General features: G+C 42.8%; 18 protein-coding genes. 9 read left to right on the top strand and 9 right to left on the bottom strand.

The window, feature by feature from the left end:
* The 6 genes from nifN to nifH all read right to left on the bottom strand — a co-directional run bounded on the left by nifN (position 1) and on the right by nifH (position 7527).
* Complete coding sequence (gene nifN / locus PSV17_RS13395) at positions 1-1404, bottom strand: nitrogenase iron-molybdenum cofactor biosynthesis protein NifN (RefSeq protein ID WP_300483522.1); 1404 nt, start codon at positions 1402-1404, stop codon at positions 1-3.
* A complete protein-coding gene (nifE, locus tag PSV17_RS13390) occupies positions 1401-2816 on the bottom strand; it encodes a nitrogenase iron-molybdenum cofactor biosynthesis protein NifE (RefSeq protein WP_300483520.1) in 1416 nt (471 codons plus the stop codon). The genes nifN and nifE overlap by 4 nt, the downstream gene beginning before the upstream one ends.
* Before the next feature lie 223 nt (positions 2817-3039).
* Positions 3040-3387: a 2Fe-2S iron-sulfur cluster-binding protein gene (locus PSV17_RS13385; protein WP_300483517.1), complete on the bottom strand. Its 348-nt coding sequence runs from the start codon at positions 3385-3387 to the stop codon at positions 3040-3042.
* Between the two features lie 65 nt (positions 3388-3452).
* Positions 3453-5012, bottom strand: a complete 1560-nt coding sequence (gene nifK / locus PSV17_RS13380) for a nitrogenase molybdenum-iron protein subunit beta (RefSeq protein WP_300483514.1) — start codon at positions 5010-5012, stop codon at positions 3453-3455.
* 13 nt (positions 5013-5025) lie between these two features.
* Complete coding sequence (gene nifD, locus PSV17_RS13375) at positions 5026-6483, bottom strand: nitrogenase molybdenum-iron protein alpha chain (RefSeq protein ID WP_300483513.1); 1458 nt, start codon at positions 6481-6483, stop codon at positions 5026-5028.
* 168 nt (positions 6484-6651) lie between these two features.
* Complete coding sequence (gene nifH, locus PSV17_RS13370; RefSeq protein WP_300483510.1) at positions 6652-7527, bottom strand: nitrogenase iron protein; 876 nt, start codon at positions 7525-7527, stop codon at positions 6652-6654.
* A 462-nt stretch (positions 7528-7989) separates the two neighbouring features.
* Between nifH and gnd the strand changes: the two genes are divergently transcribed.
* The 9 genes from gnd (at position 7990) to PSV17_RS13325 (ending at position 13673) form a co-directional block, all read left to right on the top strand.
* Positions 7990-8898: a phosphogluconate dehydrogenase (NAD(+)-dependent, decarboxylating) gene (gene gnd, locus PSV17_RS13365; RefSeq protein WP_300483507.1), complete on the top strand. Its 909-nt coding sequence runs from the start codon at positions 7990-7992 to the stop codon at positions 8896-8898.
* 14 nt (positions 8899-8912) lie between these two features.
* Positions 8913-9344: a group II truncated hemoglobin gene (locus PSV17_RS13360; protein ID WP_300483504.1), complete on the top strand. Its 432-nt coding sequence runs from the start codon at positions 8913-8915 to the stop codon at positions 9342-9344.
* A gap of 18 nt (positions 9345-9362) precedes the next feature.
* Complete coding sequence (locus tag PSV17_RS13355) at positions 9363-9953, top strand: hypothetical protein (protein WP_300483502.1); 591 nt, start codon at positions 9363-9365, stop codon at positions 9951-9953.
* A gap of 47 nt (positions 9954-10000) precedes the next feature.
* Complete coding sequence (locus PSV17_RS13350; protein WP_300483500.1) at positions 10001-10828, top strand: NAD(+)--dinitrogen-reductase ADP-D-ribosyltransferase; 828 nt, start codon at positions 10001-10003, stop codon at positions 10826-10828.
* Positions 10821-11729, top strand: coding sequence for an ADP-ribosyl-[dinitrogen reductase] hydrolase (gene draG / locus PSV17_RS13345; protein WP_300483498.1), 909 nt, complete (start codon positions 10821-10823; stop codon positions 11727-11729). Before PSV17_RS13350 ends, draG begins: the two co-directional genes overlap by 8 nt.
* Positions 11726-12142, top strand: coding sequence for an ArsC/Spx/MgsR family protein (locus tag PSV17_RS13340; RefSeq protein ID WP_300483495.1), 417 nt, complete (start codon positions 11726-11728; stop codon positions 12140-12142). Before draG ends, PSV17_RS13340 begins: the two co-directional genes overlap by 4 nt.
* Positions 12143-12348: 206 nt before the next feature.
* Positions 12349-12828, top strand: a complete 480-nt coding sequence (bfr, locus tag PSV17_RS13335) for a bacterioferritin (RefSeq protein ID WP_300483492.1) — start codon at positions 12349-12351, stop codon at positions 12826-12828.
* Between the two features lie 10 nt (positions 12829-12838).
* Positions 12839-13312 (top strand): bacterioferritin, encoded by a 474-nt coding sequence (bfr, locus tag PSV17_RS13330; protein ID WP_300483490.1) that lies wholly within the window; start codon positions 12839-12841, stop codon positions 13310-13312.
* 163 nt (positions 13313-13475) lie between these two features.
* The gene (locus tag PSV17_RS13325; protein ID WP_300483489.1) at positions 13476-13673 is read left to right on the top strand and encodes a (2Fe-2S)-binding protein; all 198 of its coding nucleotides are present in this window, start codon (positions 13476-13478) and stop codon (positions 13671-13673) included.
* Positions 13674-13747: 74 nt separating this feature from the next.
* On the opposite strand, the gene PSV17_RS13320 is transcribed toward PSV17_RS13325, so the two are convergent.
* The 3 genes from PSV17_RS13320 to PSV17_RS13310 all read right to left on the bottom strand — a co-directional run bounded on the left by PSV17_RS13320 (position 13748) and on the right by PSV17_RS13310 (position 16114).
* Complete coding sequence (locus PSV17_RS13320; protein ID WP_300483487.1) at positions 13748-13978, bottom strand: zinc ribbon domain-containing protein; 231 nt, start codon at positions 13976-13978, stop codon at positions 13748-13750.
* A 67-nt stretch (positions 13979-14045) separates the two neighbouring features.
* Complete coding sequence (locus PSV17_RS13315; protein WP_300483485.1) at positions 14046-14900, bottom strand: SIR2 family protein; 855 nt, start codon at positions 14898-14900, stop codon at positions 14046-14048.
* A 29-nt stretch (positions 14901-14929) separates the two neighbouring features.
* Positions 14930-16114 carry a DegT/DnrJ/EryC1/StrS family aminotransferase gene (locus PSV17_RS13310; protein ID WP_300483482.1) on the bottom strand — a complete coding sequence of 395 codons (1185 nt, stop codon included), beginning with the start codon at positions 16112-16114 and terminating at the stop codon, positions 14930-14932.
* Positions 16115-16117 lie beyond the last annotated feature (3 nt).

Here is a 16117-nt window from a genome sequence, read left to right as displayed (position 1 = left end):
TTAATTGCAACTAGAACAACTGCCGTTTGAGGCGCAGGTGGTTTGGGCTTCACTGGCTACTTCGGTATTTATTTCTTGAAACGTTTCTCGCCAGCTATCAGGCGTTGCTTCGTGGTCTTCTGCCAGAAAAGTATTGGCTAATTCAAACGCCAGTTCTTTTGTACCGCGATAGCCCACGGTTAATTTGTGTGCGGCGCCGAGGCGGTCAAAAGTAGGAATGCCAAAGCGCAAGAAAGGGATATGTAAACGCTCTGCCATCTGCCTGCCGTGTGAGTGCGTGATCAGTAAATCACAGTCTTTAGCACGCATTTCTAAGTCTTCTAAATCGCCGATTAACACTTCTTCGGCTGGCATTTTTTCAAGTAATGGCGATTGCGTTGTTGTGACAACGGCAGCTAATTCACAGCCCATTTCGCTCAAAAAACTACCCAATGACCATAACAAATCTGGTTCAGCACCGATGGCGATTTTTTTTCCGCCTGTGTAAAAGTGTGCGTCCAACATTGCATCTTGCAATTGGCTGCGTTGGCGGCGATATTTCAAAGCCACAGGTTTACCAGAAAGCTTAGATAGAAATTGCACGAAGTTATCGTTAGCATCTAAACCTGTTAAGCGGTCAAACATGGTGTAAGGCACGCCTGTTTTCATTTCCAACTCAATTGCTGCGGCGTGCATTTGTTCGCCAATCGCAATCGTCGCGCGGGCAGCACCCATGGTGCGAAGTTCTAAAACGGTTGTGCCACCTAATGTAGTTGGGGTGAAATCTTCAGGAATGTGCCCGTCTAAAGAGCCAGAAATATCTGGAATAAACACTGCAAATAAACCAAATGATTCAATTATTTCTCGTATTTCATCAATATCAGCCGGCGTTAAGTGAGAGCCTGGTAACACGTTGACGCGATTGACCTGTTTCACTTGGCAAGGCTCTGCTGTTTCCTGAATGATACAGACGGCAGCTTTGCTCCAACCATCTTGAAACGCACCAACATAGTCAGGCGTGGATGCATAAACAATGGCGGTATCTGCAAGCTCGGGATGTTTTGCGCGAATGAGCTTGATGTAGGCATTCACATCATCGCCTTTTGTTTCGGTAAGCCCTGTAGAAGCCAAACCAATCACGGCCGGTTTAGTGCGCTCCCATATATTGACGATTGCTTGTTCGATGTTCTCCATGCCGCCGAGAATAGTGTTTACCTCGTTCATAGCCGTGGTTTGCATAGGGATCATTTCGCGGAAATGGCGCACAAATAACACTAAGCCAAACGAAGTGCAGCCCTGTGAACCATGCAGGGTCGGCATGCAATTATTCAAACCCATGAAGGCGAGAGCGGCACCGATAGGTTGGCTCATTTTAAGCGGGTTAACCGTACAAGCTTTGTGATTGGTGTTTACGATAGCCATCATGCAGCCTTTGCTTCAGACACTTCTGAAACTTCAGTTTCCCAAGGTGCTGGTTTGCGCACCTGCGCCCACACGGGGTGATAAAGCGCTTGTTCGATCTGCTTAACTAACTCAACCATGCCTACATAGCCTGCATAAGCGTGGTGACGCTCTTGGTTAATGTCTAACCATGGCATTTTCACTTTTAACGCGACAAATTGACTGCGACCACCTGATAGCATAATGTCAGCACGGCATTCTTTGAGCATGGCGTACATATCACGCGGGCGCATATCATCAAACATATGCGCATCTTCGCCCATCAACTCTTTGATTTTGTCCTTGTCTTCATCGGTAGATTTCTTAACGCTAGTGCCTACAATCTCCATGCCGCCTTCTTGTAAGGCTGAAACGACAGACCAAGACTTAACGCCACCAGTGATCAATAAAACTTTTTTGCCTTGTAATTTAGCGCGATAACGATTGATGCCTTCCCATGCGCGAGTCTCTTCGCGGAAAATGAGTTTTTCAGTTCGTGAGAGTAAATCCTCTGCGGCACCTTGTTGTACAAGTAACTTAGAAATTTGGCGTAGGCTTTCACTGGTGTCAGTAATGCCATAGAACGAGCCTTCAAAGAAAGGAATGTTGTAGCGTTCTTCCATTTTACGCGCCACGTTAATCATGGCTTTGGAACAGACCATCATGGCCGCTTTGGCGCGGTGTGAATAAGCCACTTCTTTATATTTAGCATCACCAGAAATACAAGCCAAAATGCGTATGCCTAGCTCATCCAGCAATGGTTTGATTTGCCACAATTCACCAGCTAAGTTGTACTCACCAATAATATTAATGTCGTAAGGTGTGGTTAACTCTGGCTCTTCCGTACCGATAACGTACTCAAGTAAGGCTTCGCCAGCGAGTTTATTACCTAAGTTTTTAGCGCCGACAAAACCGGGTGCGTTAATTGGAATGATTGGTTTGCCGAACTTTGTCGTAGCTGCCTTACAAACGGCTTCAATATCATCGCCGATAAGTGCAGTCACACAAGTTTGATAAACAAATACTGCTGGTGGATTATATTTTTCTAATACTTCACGAATGGATTTATATAAGCGTTTTTCACCACCATAAATCACATCTAGTTCGCTAATATCCGTAGTAAAGCCAGTGCGGTAAAGCTTTGAATCTGACGACTTGGCGCCGCGATTATCCCAACCATTGCCTTCGCAAGCGATAGGGCCGTGAACTAAGTGTGCAACATCGGTGATAGGTTGTAAGGCGATCTTTGCACCATCAAAAGCACAACCACCAGCTGCTGCACCTGGGGTGAGCTGTTTGGTACAACCTTTTTTACGCTCTTTCTCACCTTTTGCCTGGTTTTTATCGCAAGCAGGTTCGTTAAAAACGTCTTGTACCTTTTCGTTGAGCGATGCCATGACGGTATGCCTTTGTCGTTTGTTGTCATTTAATGTTTAGCAAACAACATGCCAACGGCATTTAATTTTCAACCTGATGATTTATAAGGTAAATATTTAATATGTCACACGTAGCAAACGCGACAATTTAAAATAATGGCGTAGTAAACGATACATTTAATAAAAAAAGCCTCCCAGAGGAGGCTATAAAGGTTCGGATTTATACCGAGGAAGCTAAAAAGCGTTAGAACTTAACCAAAATATCCTCGTTACGCACAATAAATTGGCAAGCAAGACGCCAAGGTGGTGGAATATCAGTCACTTCAGCATCTGCAATCTGTTGCTTGGTGATTTTGCCCGCCAGTTTAAGTACAGTCTTTTCTTTTTCAGTGAGATGAACGCCCATTGGCTGCTTATTACCAAGAATGGCAACTTCTACTGCGCATGAACCGCATTCACCATTTTCGCATTCAAACTCCACAGGTACTTTGTGTGTTTTAGCTAATGCTAGCAAAGTGCTACAGTCGCCAGCAGTGGCATATACCGTGAGGTCTTTTTTCATCTTTGGTGAACTAAATGTTACGTTTGCCATGATTTTTCCTTGTCTTTATAAGCACCACAACTTGCGCATTGCCAATTGCGGTGCTTATAGTGGTTTTAACGAATGATGTCGAAACTGTAGTCAGTGGTTCCAATACCATCAGTATCTGCATCCATCACATCAAAAATCTTATCGAGGATAGTCACTAGCACATTCATCGCACCTTGATAACCCCAAACTGGATAACGATGTTTATGATGGCGATCAAAGATTGGGAAGCCAATACGAATTAATGGTGTTTTGGTATCACGATCCAAGTATTTACCGTAAGTATTACCAATTAAGAAATCCACTGGGTCTGTGAACAACAATGAGCGCAAGTGCCACAAATCTCTTTTTGGATAAACTTTACAATTAGCACCAAATGGGCTTGCATCAAACAGAGCTTGCACTTTAGCTGCCCAGTCCTTATCGCCATTTGTTGATAATACTGTGACTGGCTCAGCACCAAGCTCTAACAAGAAACCTGTTAGGCCAAGCATTAAGTCTGGATCACCATACAAGGCAAATTTCTTACCATGAATGTGTGCGCTAGAGTCAGCAATTGCATCCACTAAACGGCCACGTTCTTTAGTGATTGAGTCTGGAATCGCTACACCCGTGATACGAGATAACTCCATTATGAATTTATCTGTGCCACCTACACCGACTGGGTGGTGTAATTTAACAACTTCTTGGCCATGCTCTTCAATGAATTTAGCGGTTTTTTCAGTGCTAATAGTTTGCATTGTGATGGTTGCTTTTGCATGAAGTGCATTCGCAGCATCTTCTAAGCTTGTACCACCATCATACATACGGAACTCACCGTCAGTTGGCGTATCCCAAGCGTCTGAAGGGTCACACAACATGGTATGTTTAATTCCAAACTCATTGAAAATACGTTTGATTTCACGGTTATTACCCACTACATAACCATCGAAGCCACCAATGAAGTTAACGCTTTCATTTTCTACGCGTTTTAATGGTTCAGTCGTACCGGCTTTGCCATCCCAAAAGTGTTTTAACACGCCATGTAAAGCATTGTCATAACCTGTGATATGGCTACCAACGAAAGCTGGTGTATGTGCGAACGGCACATCGAAAGCTTCTGGCACACTGCCTTTTTCTTTAGAGGTTTTGATGAAGGCATTTAAGTCATCACCAATCACTTCAGCCATACAAGTGGTAGAAACCGCAATCATTTTCGGTTTATACAAGCTGTATGAGTTAGCTAAACCATCAATCATATTATTTAAGCCACCGAACACCGCAGCATCTTCAGTCATTGAAGAAGATACGCATGATGTTGGTTCTTTAAAGTGACGGCTAAAGTGCGAGCGATAATAGGCAACGCAACCTTGTGATCCGTGTACGAATGGCAACGTACCTTCAAAACCATTAGCAGCAAACACTGCGCCTAATGGTTGGCAAGCTTTAGCTGGGTTTACAGTTAAGGCTTCACGCGCGAAGTTTTTATCACGGTATTCAGTGGATTTAGTCCACTCAATAGTGTGTTGTAAAGCTTCGTTTGGAACTGGATATTCAAATTCCGCTTTCTTTTTCGCGAACATTTCCTTGTATTCAGGTTCACGGAATAGTTTGAAGTGGTCTAATACTTTTTCAGCGCTTTGGCTCATTTCATTTCTCCTTTTAAGCTGCTTTTTTCCATGGGGTTTTTGTCAACGCCCACACTGGGTTGTTAATTGCCATATCCATGTCACGGGCAAAGATGGCAAAGCCGTCATAACCGTGGTATGGGCCTGAGTAATCCCAGCTGTGCATTTGGCGGAAAGGTACGCCCATTTTCTGGAAAACGTATTTTTCTTTAATGCCTGAACCAACGAGATCTGGTTGTACCGCTTCTACAAATTTTTCAAACTCGTAACCAGTCACATCATCGTAAATTAAGGTACCGTCTTTAACGTAGTGAGTGGTACGTTGATAGTCATCGTTATGACCAAACTCGTAACCAGTACCGACTACTTCCATGCCTAAATCTTCATAAGCACCAATCACGTGACGTGGACGTAAACCACCCACAAACAACATCACTTTTTTACCTTGTAGGCGTGGTTTGTATTTCGCAATGACGGCATCAGTCAGTGCCTTGTATTTAGCAATGACTGCTTCAGTTTTTTCTTTGATTGAATCGTCAAAGAAGCCAGCTATTTTGCGCAATGACTCTTCAATTTTTGAAGGGCCAAAGAAGTTGTACTCAACCCAAGGTATACCGTACTTTTCTTCCATGTGGCGGCTGATGTAGTTCATTGAACGGTAGCAGTGAAGGATGTTCAATTTAGCTTTTGGTGAGTTTTCTAACTCAGCTATTGAGCCATCGCCAGACCATTGTGCAATTACACGTAAGCCCATTTCTTCAAGCAAGATACGGCTAGACCAAGCATCACCACCAATGTTGTAGTCGCCGATAATCGCTACGTCATAAGGTGTGCCAGTGAATTCGTTTTTGTTTGGATCAGTTTTATCAAAAATAAAGTCACGCACCGCATCATTGGCAATATGGTGACCTAATGATTGAGATACGCCACGGAAACCTTCGCAACGCACTGGCACAATGGTTTTGCCATCATATTCTTTAGATTTTTTCTTAGAAACCGCTTCGATATCATCACCAATCAAACCGATAGGGCATTCAGATTGCACTGTGATACCTTTGTTGAGTGGGAATAACTCTTGGATTTCATCCATAATTTTCTCAAGTTTTTTATCACCGCCGAAAACGATGTCTTTTTCTTGGAAATCTGAAGTGAATTGCATGGTACCAAACGAATCAATACCAGTAGTACCAATGTAGTAGTTACGACGAGATGCCCATGAGTATTGACCGCAGCCTACTGGACCATGGCTGATATGGATCATGTCTTTAATTGGACCCCAAACCACACCTTTTGAACCAGCGTATGCACAACCACGAATGGTCATCACGCCAGGGAGCGATTTAATATTAGATTTAACATCGCAATCAGACTTACCTTCTTCATGCACGTTTAAATGTTTTGCGCGGCGTTTAGCAGATTTCTCTGGGTAGGCTTTTAGCACCTCCTCAATTAATTCTGCGCCATTGACGCCTAAATCAACCGTATAACTCATTTCTTTCTCCTATATCTCATTGAAGTTGTTTCAAAAATTGCTTGCGCTTTAGTGGCATCTTCAAGTCACCTTGACTTTCAGCCCCCGCAACTTTTGAAACAACTTGCAAAAGGGGCTAGCAAAGAGCTTATGCTTTACAAGCACATAAGCTCCCGCCAGATTTACAACTTAAGCGACTGCAGCAGCCTTACCAATGACTGTTTCGTCTTCTTTCTTCATGATGCCGAAGTCCATCAACAAATCTTCTAATTGATCCATAGTGATTGGTGTTGGAATCGTACCGTTACCTGCGTTCGCATGAATCTTTTGAGCTAACTGACGATATTCTTCAGCTTGTTTAGATTCTGGTGCGTACTCAAGCACAGTCATACGACGCAATTCAGCGTGTTGAACAATGTTGTCGCGCGGTACAAAGTGAATCAATTTAGTACCTAACATGCCTGCTAAAGCTTCAGCTAATTCAAGCTCTTTATCTGTTTGGCGTTCGTTACATACCAAGCCGCCTAAACGCACGCCGCCTGAGTTTGCATATTTAAGAACACCTTTAGAAATGTTGTTTGCAGCGTACATCGCCATCATTTCACCAGACATTACGATGTAAATTTCCTGCGCTTTGTTTTCGCGAATTGGCATTGCGAAACCACCGCAAACCACGTCACCTAAAACATCGTAAGAAACATAATCAGCACCATCGTAAGCACCGTTTTCTTCTAGGAAGTTGATAGAAGTAATCACACCGCGGCCAGCGCAACCAACACCAGGTTCTGGACCACCAGATTCAACGCAACGGATGTCGCGGTAACCCACTTTCATCACATCTTCAAGCTCTAAGTCCTCCACGCTACCAGCTTCAGCAGCAAGTGAAAGTACGGTATCTTGTGCTTTCGCATGCAAGATCAAACGTGTTGAGTCAGCTTTAGGATCGCAGCCGACGATTAGGATCTTTTGACCCATTTCAGCCAGAGCGGCCAATGTGTTTTGTGATGTCGTAGATTTACCGATACCACCTTTGCCGTAGAAGGCAATTTGACGTAATGCAGCCATATTAATACTCCTTAAAAAAATTAAAGTTCGTTAAGACCGTTTTGCTGCCGGGCTTCCGATTCCGAATCGCTAATCACTCTTCTTATCTGCCGTCGGATGGTTGGTCGGTCATGCAAAGTAGACACAGCAAAGTACGTGCCAACGTCTTTATTTAAAATTAACCTATTGAAATATAAGGATATTTAACTACTCATAGCGGAATTTTGGGTGATTTTAGTTTCTGTCGTAAACCCTACAAATGCACATGTATTGGTGTTGTATTGAACAAAATCGATTCAATGCAAACCTTATGTTTTAAATCATAAAAACCAACTTAAATTTGGTATCAAGCTATTGTTTTTATTGCATTTAATTAAATTTAAGAGACATTAAAGGGCTGTTGGCATTACCTTTGCTTATTAGAGCTTATGTGTTTACAACAAATACAGCGACTCAGCTGATATAAACAATAGGAGCGATGAAATGAAATTAGCAATAATCGGTTTGGGAAAAATGGGCGGCAATATGGCAACGCGTTTGCTACGCCATAAAATAGAAGTAATCGGTTTTGACTTTAACACTGACACCGTCAATAAGTTAGCTAAAGAAGAAGGCTTAATTGCGGCAAGTACTGTGGCAGATGCTGTATCTAAATTATCTGATCAGAAAATTGTTTGGATGATGTTGCCAGCGGGTGACATTACAGAAAACCAAATCAAAAACTTGATTCCTATGTTGAGTAAAGGCGACATCATTATTGATGGTGGAAACTCTAACTATAAAGATAGTCAACGCCGCGGTGCAATGTTAGCTGAACTAGGCATAGGCTTCATGGATTCTGGTACCTCAGGCGGTGTTTGGGGCTTAGAAAATGGCTACTGCCTAATGGTAGGAGCAACTAAAGAAGTTGCAGCGGCAGTCACCCCTATATTAAAGGCTTTAGCGCCAGCAGAAGATAAAGGCTGGGCACATGTTGGGCCAGTGGGTTCAGGTCACTTTACCAAAATGATTCATAACGGCATTGAATACGGCATGATGCAGGCGATGGCGGAAGGCTTAGACCTTATTAAAGGTAAGGAAGAGTTCAATCTAAACTTGGCGGAAATTACTGAATTATGGCGTCATGGCTCAGTGGTGCGCAGTTGGTTGCTCGACCTGACCGCAGATGCATTAAAAGATGACCAAGAACTCAAGGCAATTGCTCCGTACGTCGCAGACTCTGGAGAAGGTCGCTGGACTGTGATGGAATCAGTAGAACAAGGTGTCGCTGCGCCAGTGCTTACCTTAGCATTACAAGCACGCTTTAGAAGCCAAGATGCCACTGGTTACAGTTACAAACTGCTCTCAATGATGCGTAATGGTTTTGGCGGCCATACCGTCAAGATGTCTTAAGTATTGCTACTTAAATGAATGCCGATAACGCTAATCCTTACGCAACACTCAAGCCTGTGACTCAGGTAATGAGTAATCCTCACTATGAAAAGATTGGTGGGGAGGCTGGGATTATTAAATTAGTCGATAAGTTTTACGACTACATGAATACCTTGCCAGAAGCCGCCGGCATTAGAACCATGCATGCAGCTGACCTTAGCCATACTAAACAGCTTTTAGTCCAGTTTTTAATTGAATGGCTAGGCGGGCCTAAGGTTTATTCCGCCGTTCATGGGCACCCAAGCCTGCGCAAAAGGCATATGCATTTTCCCATTGGTGAAGCTGAGGCTAATGCTTGGATGTCATGTATGCGACATGCCATGGCAGATGTCGTTAGTGATGCAGCATTCCGCCAACAGTTAGAGCAATCATTTTCAAAAACCGCAAATTTTATACGTAACAATTAATCATGGGAGTAAATAAGTATGACCACGTTAGAACAAACCGCTTTTGCTAGATTAGAAACCGAAAAACGCCTGCAAAACCCAGTATTAAAGGCAGCTACACCCACTAAAGGACGTTTTGGTTTTCGTGGTGAAATTGCCCTAAAATTTGCAGAGCAAATGGCAGATGAAGCCAGACCGCCAGAGGTCACTGCCGATCAAGTATTAGCAATTGCTACTGAAGGTGAAAAAGGCATTCCATTTTTTGCTGGGTACTTATTATCTTTTGGTTATCTAGACATGTTAGCGGAAGCTTTGGGCGATACTTTACAAGCAGATGGTAAGTATTTTGTATTCTGCAACAATATCGATTTGTTAAAAAAATATCAGGTCAGTTTGGGTGGCGCTACGTTCTATATTTATCCACTAGATGAAGCTACCGTTTATAACGAACTTCTAGAACTTCTACGTTTGGAAAAGGGCGACCTTAAAAAGTTAGACACTGCCACTAAACTAGATGTCATTGCGGATAAAGCGCTTAAGTTTACTGCAAACTATCCTGTGATTACTTATGAGGAAGGCTTGAAATTAATGGGCCCAGTACGTAACCCAAATGAAAATCGTCCAGTTTAAGTAGCGGCATAGTGGTAAGTTTAGACCTTTGGTTTTAAGTAAACCTAATGTCTGAAGATGAGAAATATAGTAACCCGCGAGATTGGTATTCAACGAATCTAGTTGGAATTCCCGCGTGGTTACTTGCTTCTAGTGAATTTAATGATCATCCACAAGCTTTACGAATAGCCGGGGCGAGAGAAACTCACCGAGGCTTATTCAGGCTACTTGAGGAGGCCGTAAGCCGCAAAGATTGTGCTGAAAAATTCAGGCGCTATTTAGACATTGTCTTTGAATTAAAACCCAGCAACTATGCGATTGAACATGCTGAAATTCGACGTTTCCGCCCTAGTTATCTTAAGTTAATGGAAGGCTGGGGATTTGATTCAAACAGCCCGCAAGGCGCGGTGCTAAAAGGCTGGGTTGAAAGCAGATTTGGACTGACCCCCACTTTTCACAGAGCGCCATTACACCAGTTTCCCTCTGAAGCGTGGGTGCGATATTTAGAAGAAAAATACTCAAGTCGCTTTCATAGCAATAGCATTCATATGCAGTTAGATTTGTTGTACGAATACTGCCAATTTGTGATTCAACGCTATGGTTACCCAGCGCGGGATTGGGTGACATTGTGGCGTGGCGTGAATAGCTATGATGAACCAACTATGACTAAAACCAAAATGGAAAAAGGTCATAGTTTGGTTAGATTGAACAACCTTGTTTCATTTACGCTGTCGCGTGAGCGCGCAGACGAATTTGGTGATTGGATTCTTGAAGTCAAAGTACCTGTTGTTAAGTTGTTATTTTTTCCTGATTTACTAGAAAAACCTGTGCTGAGCGGCGAAGGTGAAGTATTGGCCTTAGGCGGTGAGTATTGGGCGAAAGTAAGCTATGCCTAAAAACTCGACCATTGTTAAACAACCATTATCAGCAGATATAAAAAGCCGTGCGCTAGGCGCATATTTAGGTCTTGCCGTGGGGGATGCTCTAGGCGCGCCCATTGAGTTTCTGACAAAACGAGAAATAGCACATCGGGGTGGTCACCAAGAAATGACAGGTGGAGGTTGGCTGAAATTAAAGCCAGGTCAAATAACTGATGATACGGAGATGTCTCTATATCTTGGCCGCGCATGGATAGAAACCGGCGGTTGGAATGCCCAACTAGCGGCAAATCAACTAGCCGAATGGTTAAAGCACTACCCAATTGATGTGGGTAATACCTGTCGTAGGGGAATTAGACGATTTATGTTGGATGGCACATTACATGGATTGGAAAATGAAGCAGATGGTGGCAATGGCGCGGCTATGCGTATTCTGCCCATTGCCTTAGCAACCTATGGCGATGACGCTGCTTTTGAGTGTGCTGCCATAGAGCAAGCACATCTTACTCACTATCACCCTTTATCAGACGCAGCCACCTTAACCTTGGGTCGTATGGTGCATCTACTATTAGCTGGGCAGGGTGTAAATGCCTGCCTAACGCTAGCAAATAAGTTGATTGTTGAGCACCCGCAATTTCGCTACGCTCCTTATGCAGGACGTGCTAGTGGTTACATTGTAGATACTATGCAAACAGTCATGCATCATTTCTTTAATAGCGCTAATTTTGAAGACTGCGTGGTCGCCACAGTGAATTGTGGCGAGGATGCAGACACTACGGGCGCTATTGTGGGTATGCTAGCAGGGGCTTTATATGGAGTCTCGGCGATTCCGCAACGTTGGCTGAATAAGCTAGATGACAGCGTAAGAAGCGAAATTGAATTTCAAGTGAGTGCGTTAATGAAAGGAGTTTTAAAGTGACTGTCGTAGTTTTTTATGAAAAACCTGGCTGTGCAAACAACACTAAGCAAAAGCTCATGTTGGCTGCTGCAGGACATACGGTGTGGGCTAAAAATCTGCTTACAGAGGCTTGGACGGCAGAAAGATTACTCACATTTTTTGGTGCTAGGCCTGTTTCTGAATGGTTCAATCGTGCTGCACCAAAAGTTAAGTCTGGTGAAGTTATCCCAGAGCAGATTCATGCCGACAGAGCACTAGAGATGATGCTTGCAGAACCAATATTGATACGTCGACCACTTATTGAGGCAGATGGCCGCTTTGAAGTTGGATTCGAGATTGATTTAGTTAATAGTTGGCTTGGATTGAGTAAACTAACAGCAGATAATCTAGAGGTATGCAAAAAGCAGCCTGCACAAAAGGCTTGTCTGCAATAAGCGTTGTCTACAAAAAGCGATGTAGGGAATAGGCAAAAAATATTTTAAATTTAAAGTTTAAAGTTTAAATGATTAATGAGTTATCAGTTGCAAAAACATGCTTTTACTGTATTTTGAACTTATGCTCTGAATACCCCATTGCTTTAAGTTAAAATTACCATAACGTATCAGTTGTCCAGATAGCCATTTAATCTAAGGAGATTTATATGCAAGGCGCAAAAAATATAATAGACATACTTAACAGTTTACTTGCTGGTGAACTTGCAGCTGTAGATCAGTATTTGATTCACGGCGAGATGTATGCACAACTTGGTTTAGCGGGATTGGCAGAAAAGTCTTTGCATGAGTCCGATCATGAGCGCCAACATGCACGCGCAATCATTCAACGTATTCTATTCTTAGAAGGAATACCCAACATGGTGAACCGTTTGCCGATTAATGTTGGCAACACGGTACCCGATATGCTGGAAGCAGATTTAGCAGTTGAGTACCATGTAGTTGGTGCATTAAAACAAGCAATGGCGGAATGCGAGCTTGCGCAAGACTATGTAACACGTGATATGTTAAAAATTCAGTTGGAAGATACTGAAATGGATCATGCATACTGGCTAGAGCAACAATTGAAATTAATCGAATTGGTCGGGCTTGCCAATTACCAACAAAGTCAAATGAAATCTGGCGTCTAGGAGACATATTATGCAAGGTGATAAAAGAATTATTAGCATGTTAAATAAAGTGTTGACCAATGAATTAACAGCCATCAATCAATATTTTTTGCATGCGCGTATGTTTCGCAATTGGGGATTAGAAAAACTCAATGATTACCAATATAAACAATCAATCCGCGTGATGAAAGAGGCCGATTGTGTGATTGAGCGCGTACTTTTCTTAGAAGGTTTACCAAATCTGCAAAATCTTGGAAAACTGTTGATTGGTGAAAATGTCGTTGAATGCTTGGCAGGTGATTTGAAATATGAGCAAGAAATTCACCGTCCCATGTTAGTTGATGCTATCGCTCTGTGTGAGACTCTTCAAGACTATGTAACACGTGATTTATTAGAAGACTTGTTAGAGCACTGCGAAGAAGCGATAGATTGGATAGAAACGCAGCAAATTCTTATTCAGGATGTGACACTGCCAAACTATTTACAAACTCACATTAAAGATTAAACCTTTATTAAGAGATTGATCTTTATGGTTAAATTTTAGGGATTAATCTTAAGTATATCTCTCTTAATTGGTACGTTACTAAAATATAGCTTGACAATATTATGTATATAAATGAGAATCATTATCAACAAATAATTGTTTATGAGATGGAGCATTCTTCTGTATGTATGTTTGTATTTGTCAAGCAGTGACCGAGAGCGATATTCATCAGGCGGCCCAAAATGGCGTAAAAACCCTTAAGGATTTGCGTGCGAAACTTGGAGTAACAATGGAGTGTGGTCGTTGCGCGGCTTGTAGTATGCAGTGTCTTCGCAATGCACATGAGAAAAGCACCAATAGCCTATTATTATCTATGGGCTAACAATTCAAAGCCTCTAGATCACTTGCCCTAATATGAATAGGGCAAGCACTTTTCAAGCGTTTTATTTACTTTAACTATTTAAGTTTTGCACGCTCTGAAGGTTTGTAATTACTAAAATGTCCTTCACGCGCAGCACGTTGGCGGGCGCTGGCAATAATGCCAGCACTTTGGCCTGGCGCTACTGGACACGACACTTGTTTTGAAATTTCCCCGCTACAATCTGGGCAAACAGGCGTGCTAGAGGCTTTTACTAGCAACTCAAATACTTTGTCGCACTCGGCGCAATAAAAATCATATAGTGGCATCATCATTCCTTAAATGAACCTGGTTTAATAAATAAACTGGGTCTAACAAATAACTTGGTTTAACCAGTTAGGCGGCTAAAGCCTGTTGTGATTTATTTGAGATTAACCATTCCACAAACTCCGCTAATGGCATATTAATTTGTGTGATATTTTGTTCTTCAATGAATTTTTTTTCCATGCGAGTAAGCGGACCTTCAATGACTGCCCAGTGCTTGTCGGTCGATCGCTTCATTACTTGTCTAGCATAAGTGCGTGCAAGCTGATTATTAAATCGGCAACCTATAAATAAGAAGTTAGCACCCACGCGCAGCTCTTTGACGCGCGGCGGAATTGGCGTTTGAATATCAATCTCCGTCAACACTTCCACAAAATCTGAATCAGAAATAATGAAGTTTTTGGCAGGTGAAATGGAGCCTAATGGTTTATACAATACGATTGACCATGCATCAGCCTCTAACTCTGAGGATTCATTGCCTTGCGCATCAAAATAGTTTACCCAAGTACCATAATGCTCAGACTGCGAAACGCCTTGAATTTGCCCCCAACTTGCAATGTCTGACAGCGCTTTACCCATCGCGTCGTCATACCAAGTATCAACAATTAATAATGGGCGCTTACTTAAGCCCGCTAAAAATTGATGCAAAATATTTGGCGTTAGGCTAGGGGAGAAAGCTTCTGTCATTAAGCTGACTACCGATTTACGGTGTTTAAAGTTTTCAATAAATTGAGCCGCAGCGGTTAAATTGTTGCGAATCTTATGTGGAACGCTTACCTTAGTCGTCAGCAGTTTTACTAAATCTTCTGGCGTTGCGGGAACATGGCAAGTTGCCGGCTCTAAAGAAAGCACATTTGGACCAATGTACGGTATGGCGCTACCACTGGCGATAGCCGATGCTATTTCTTGTAATTTTGGGGTGATCATGATGTGTTTCCTTAACTTAAAATAACTGACTAATAAATAGCAGCACCTGCACCTACGTTGATAGAGGCATCTTTGGCTGTTTTGACAATAAAGGCCACTTGGTTTTCAGTAATTTGCCCATGAAAAGGCAAAGCAAGGGATCGATCTGCAACCTTTTCGCTGACTTTAAAATCACCTTTGCGGTAGCCGTAGAGCTCGATATAAGCACGTTGTAAATGTAGCGGTTGGCAATAGGCTGATGATTCAACTAACTCGGTTTCCAAATCATCGACAAGCGCATCGCGGCTGCTTGCACTAAAACGAGTACCTAAATGGACGGTATATAAAAACCAATGCACCTCATCCACACCTGGCGCTATGTAGGGCGGTTTAATGCCCTCAAAGCTGGAAATCTGCGCCTGATACCAAGCTTCAACCTGCTTACGTTTAGCTAATGTTTCCGATAAACGCTGTAATTGAGCTAACCCAAGCGCAGCAGTAATATCTGAAATACCTGCGTCTAATGTTGGGCGTAGCGTGGCAGTTAGCGAACTGCGGTCTTGCTTTTGGCGACTTCTATAGTGACGCAATTTAAGTGCTAAGGTATCGTCGTCAGTCACAATCATGCCAGCTTGTCCGCAGCACAATGGTGAAAGCTGCGAGAAATCGAAAATTGATACATCGCCAAAAGTACCGACTATTTTGCCTTGGTAGCTAGAGCCTATTGCTTCAGTTGAATCTTCGATTAACAAGATTGAAGATTGATTAGCTAAGGCTTGTAACTTATCCCAGTCAGCAGGGTGACCATTAACGTTGGTCGCTAAAATTGCGCGGGTTTTAGGCGTTATTTTTTCTGCGGCTTTATCAGGAGAAAGTGTTTGTGACCAATAATCAATTTCAGCCAAAACTGGTTTTGCACCTGCCCATGCTATTGCTTGAGCGCATTGTCGCCAACTATAGCCTGAGGTAATCACTTCATCACCTTCGCCAATACCAGCGGCCTTTAGCGCTAATAAAACACCAATGGTGCCGCTACTCACGGCAATTGCATGGCGGCGTCCGACATAGGCGGCAAAAGACGTTTCAAATGCCTTGGTGATATGTCCGTCTATTTGTGATGCGCGATTGAGCACAGTTTCGATGGCGGCTAACTCTCTTGCCGAGTAGTCAGGGTCAGCAAGCGAAATCCAAGTTTCCGTTCCTGCATCCTCAGTATTGGTGTTTTCGGTGGTCATCAA

This window comes from Methylotenera sp., assembly GCF_029946165.1.
GTDB lineage: Bacteria > Pseudomonadota > Gammaproteobacteria > Burkholderiales > Methylophilaceae > Methylotenera.
The sequence above is the reverse complement of the archived record's forward strand: the minus strand, read 5'-3'. Positions and strand labels throughout refer to the sequence as shown.

Coding starts and splice junctions, on each gene's coding strand:
- PSV17_RS13315 (WP_300483485.1), bottom strand. CDS start 14,900: ATGATCACCCCAAAATTACAAGAAATAGCATCGGCTATCGCCAGTGGT.
- PSV17_RS13310 (WP_300483482.1), bottom strand. CDS start 16,114: ATGACCACCGAAAACACCAATACTGAGGATGCAGGAACGGAAACTTGG.
- bfr (WP_300483490.1), top strand. CDS start 12,839: ATGCAAGGTGATAAAAGAATTATTAGCATGTTAAATAAAGTGTTGACC.
- nifK (WP_300483514.1), bottom strand. CDS start 5,012: ATGAGCCAAAGCGCTGAAAAAGTATTAGACCACTTCAAACTATTCCGT.
- nifH (WP_300483510.1), bottom strand. CDS start 7,527: ATGGCTGCATTACGTCAAATTGCCTTCTACGGCAAAGGTGGTATCGGT.
- nifE (WP_300483520.1), bottom strand. CDS start 2,816: ATGGCATCGCTCAACGAAAAGGTACAAGACGTTTTTAACGAACCTGCT.
- PSV17_RS13355 (WP_300483502.1), top strand. CDS start 9,363: ATGACCACGTTAGAACAAACCGCTTTTGCTAGATTAGAAACCGAAAAA.
- nifN (WP_300483522.1), bottom strand. CDS start 1,404: ATGATGGCTATCGTAAACACCAATCACAAAGCTTGTACGGTTAACCCG.
- PSV17_RS13385 (WP_300483517.1), bottom strand. CDS start 3,387: ATGGCAAACGTAACATTTAGTTCACCAAAGATGAAAAAAGACCTCACG.
- bfr (WP_300483492.1), top strand. CDS start 12,349: ATGCAAGGCGCAAAAAATATAATAGACATACTTAACAGTTTACTTGCT.
- nifD (WP_300483513.1), bottom strand. CDS start 6,483: ATGAGTTATACGGTTGATTTAGGCGTCAATGGCGCAGAATTAATTGAG.
- PSV17_RS13350 (WP_300483500.1), top strand. CDS start 10,001: ATGTCTGAAGATGAGAAATATAGTAACCCGCGAGATTGGTATTCAACG.
- PSV17_RS13320 (WP_300483487.1), bottom strand. CDS start 13,978: ATGCCACTATATGATTTTTATTGCGCCGAGTGCGACAAAGTATTTGAG.
- PSV17_RS13360 (WP_300483504.1), top strand. CDS start 8,913: ATGAATGCCGATAACGCTAATCCTTACGCAACACTCAAGCCTGTGACT.
- draG (WP_300483498.1), top strand. CDS start 10,821: ATGCCTAAAAACTCGACCATTGTTAAACAACCATTATCAGCAGATATA.
- PSV17_RS13325 (WP_300483489.1), top strand. CDS start 13,476: ATGTATGTTTGTATTTGTCAAGCAGTGACCGAGAGCGATATTCATCAG.
- gnd (WP_300483507.1), top strand. CDS start 7,990: ATGAAATTAGCAATAATCGGTTTGGGAAAAATGGGCGGCAATATGGCA.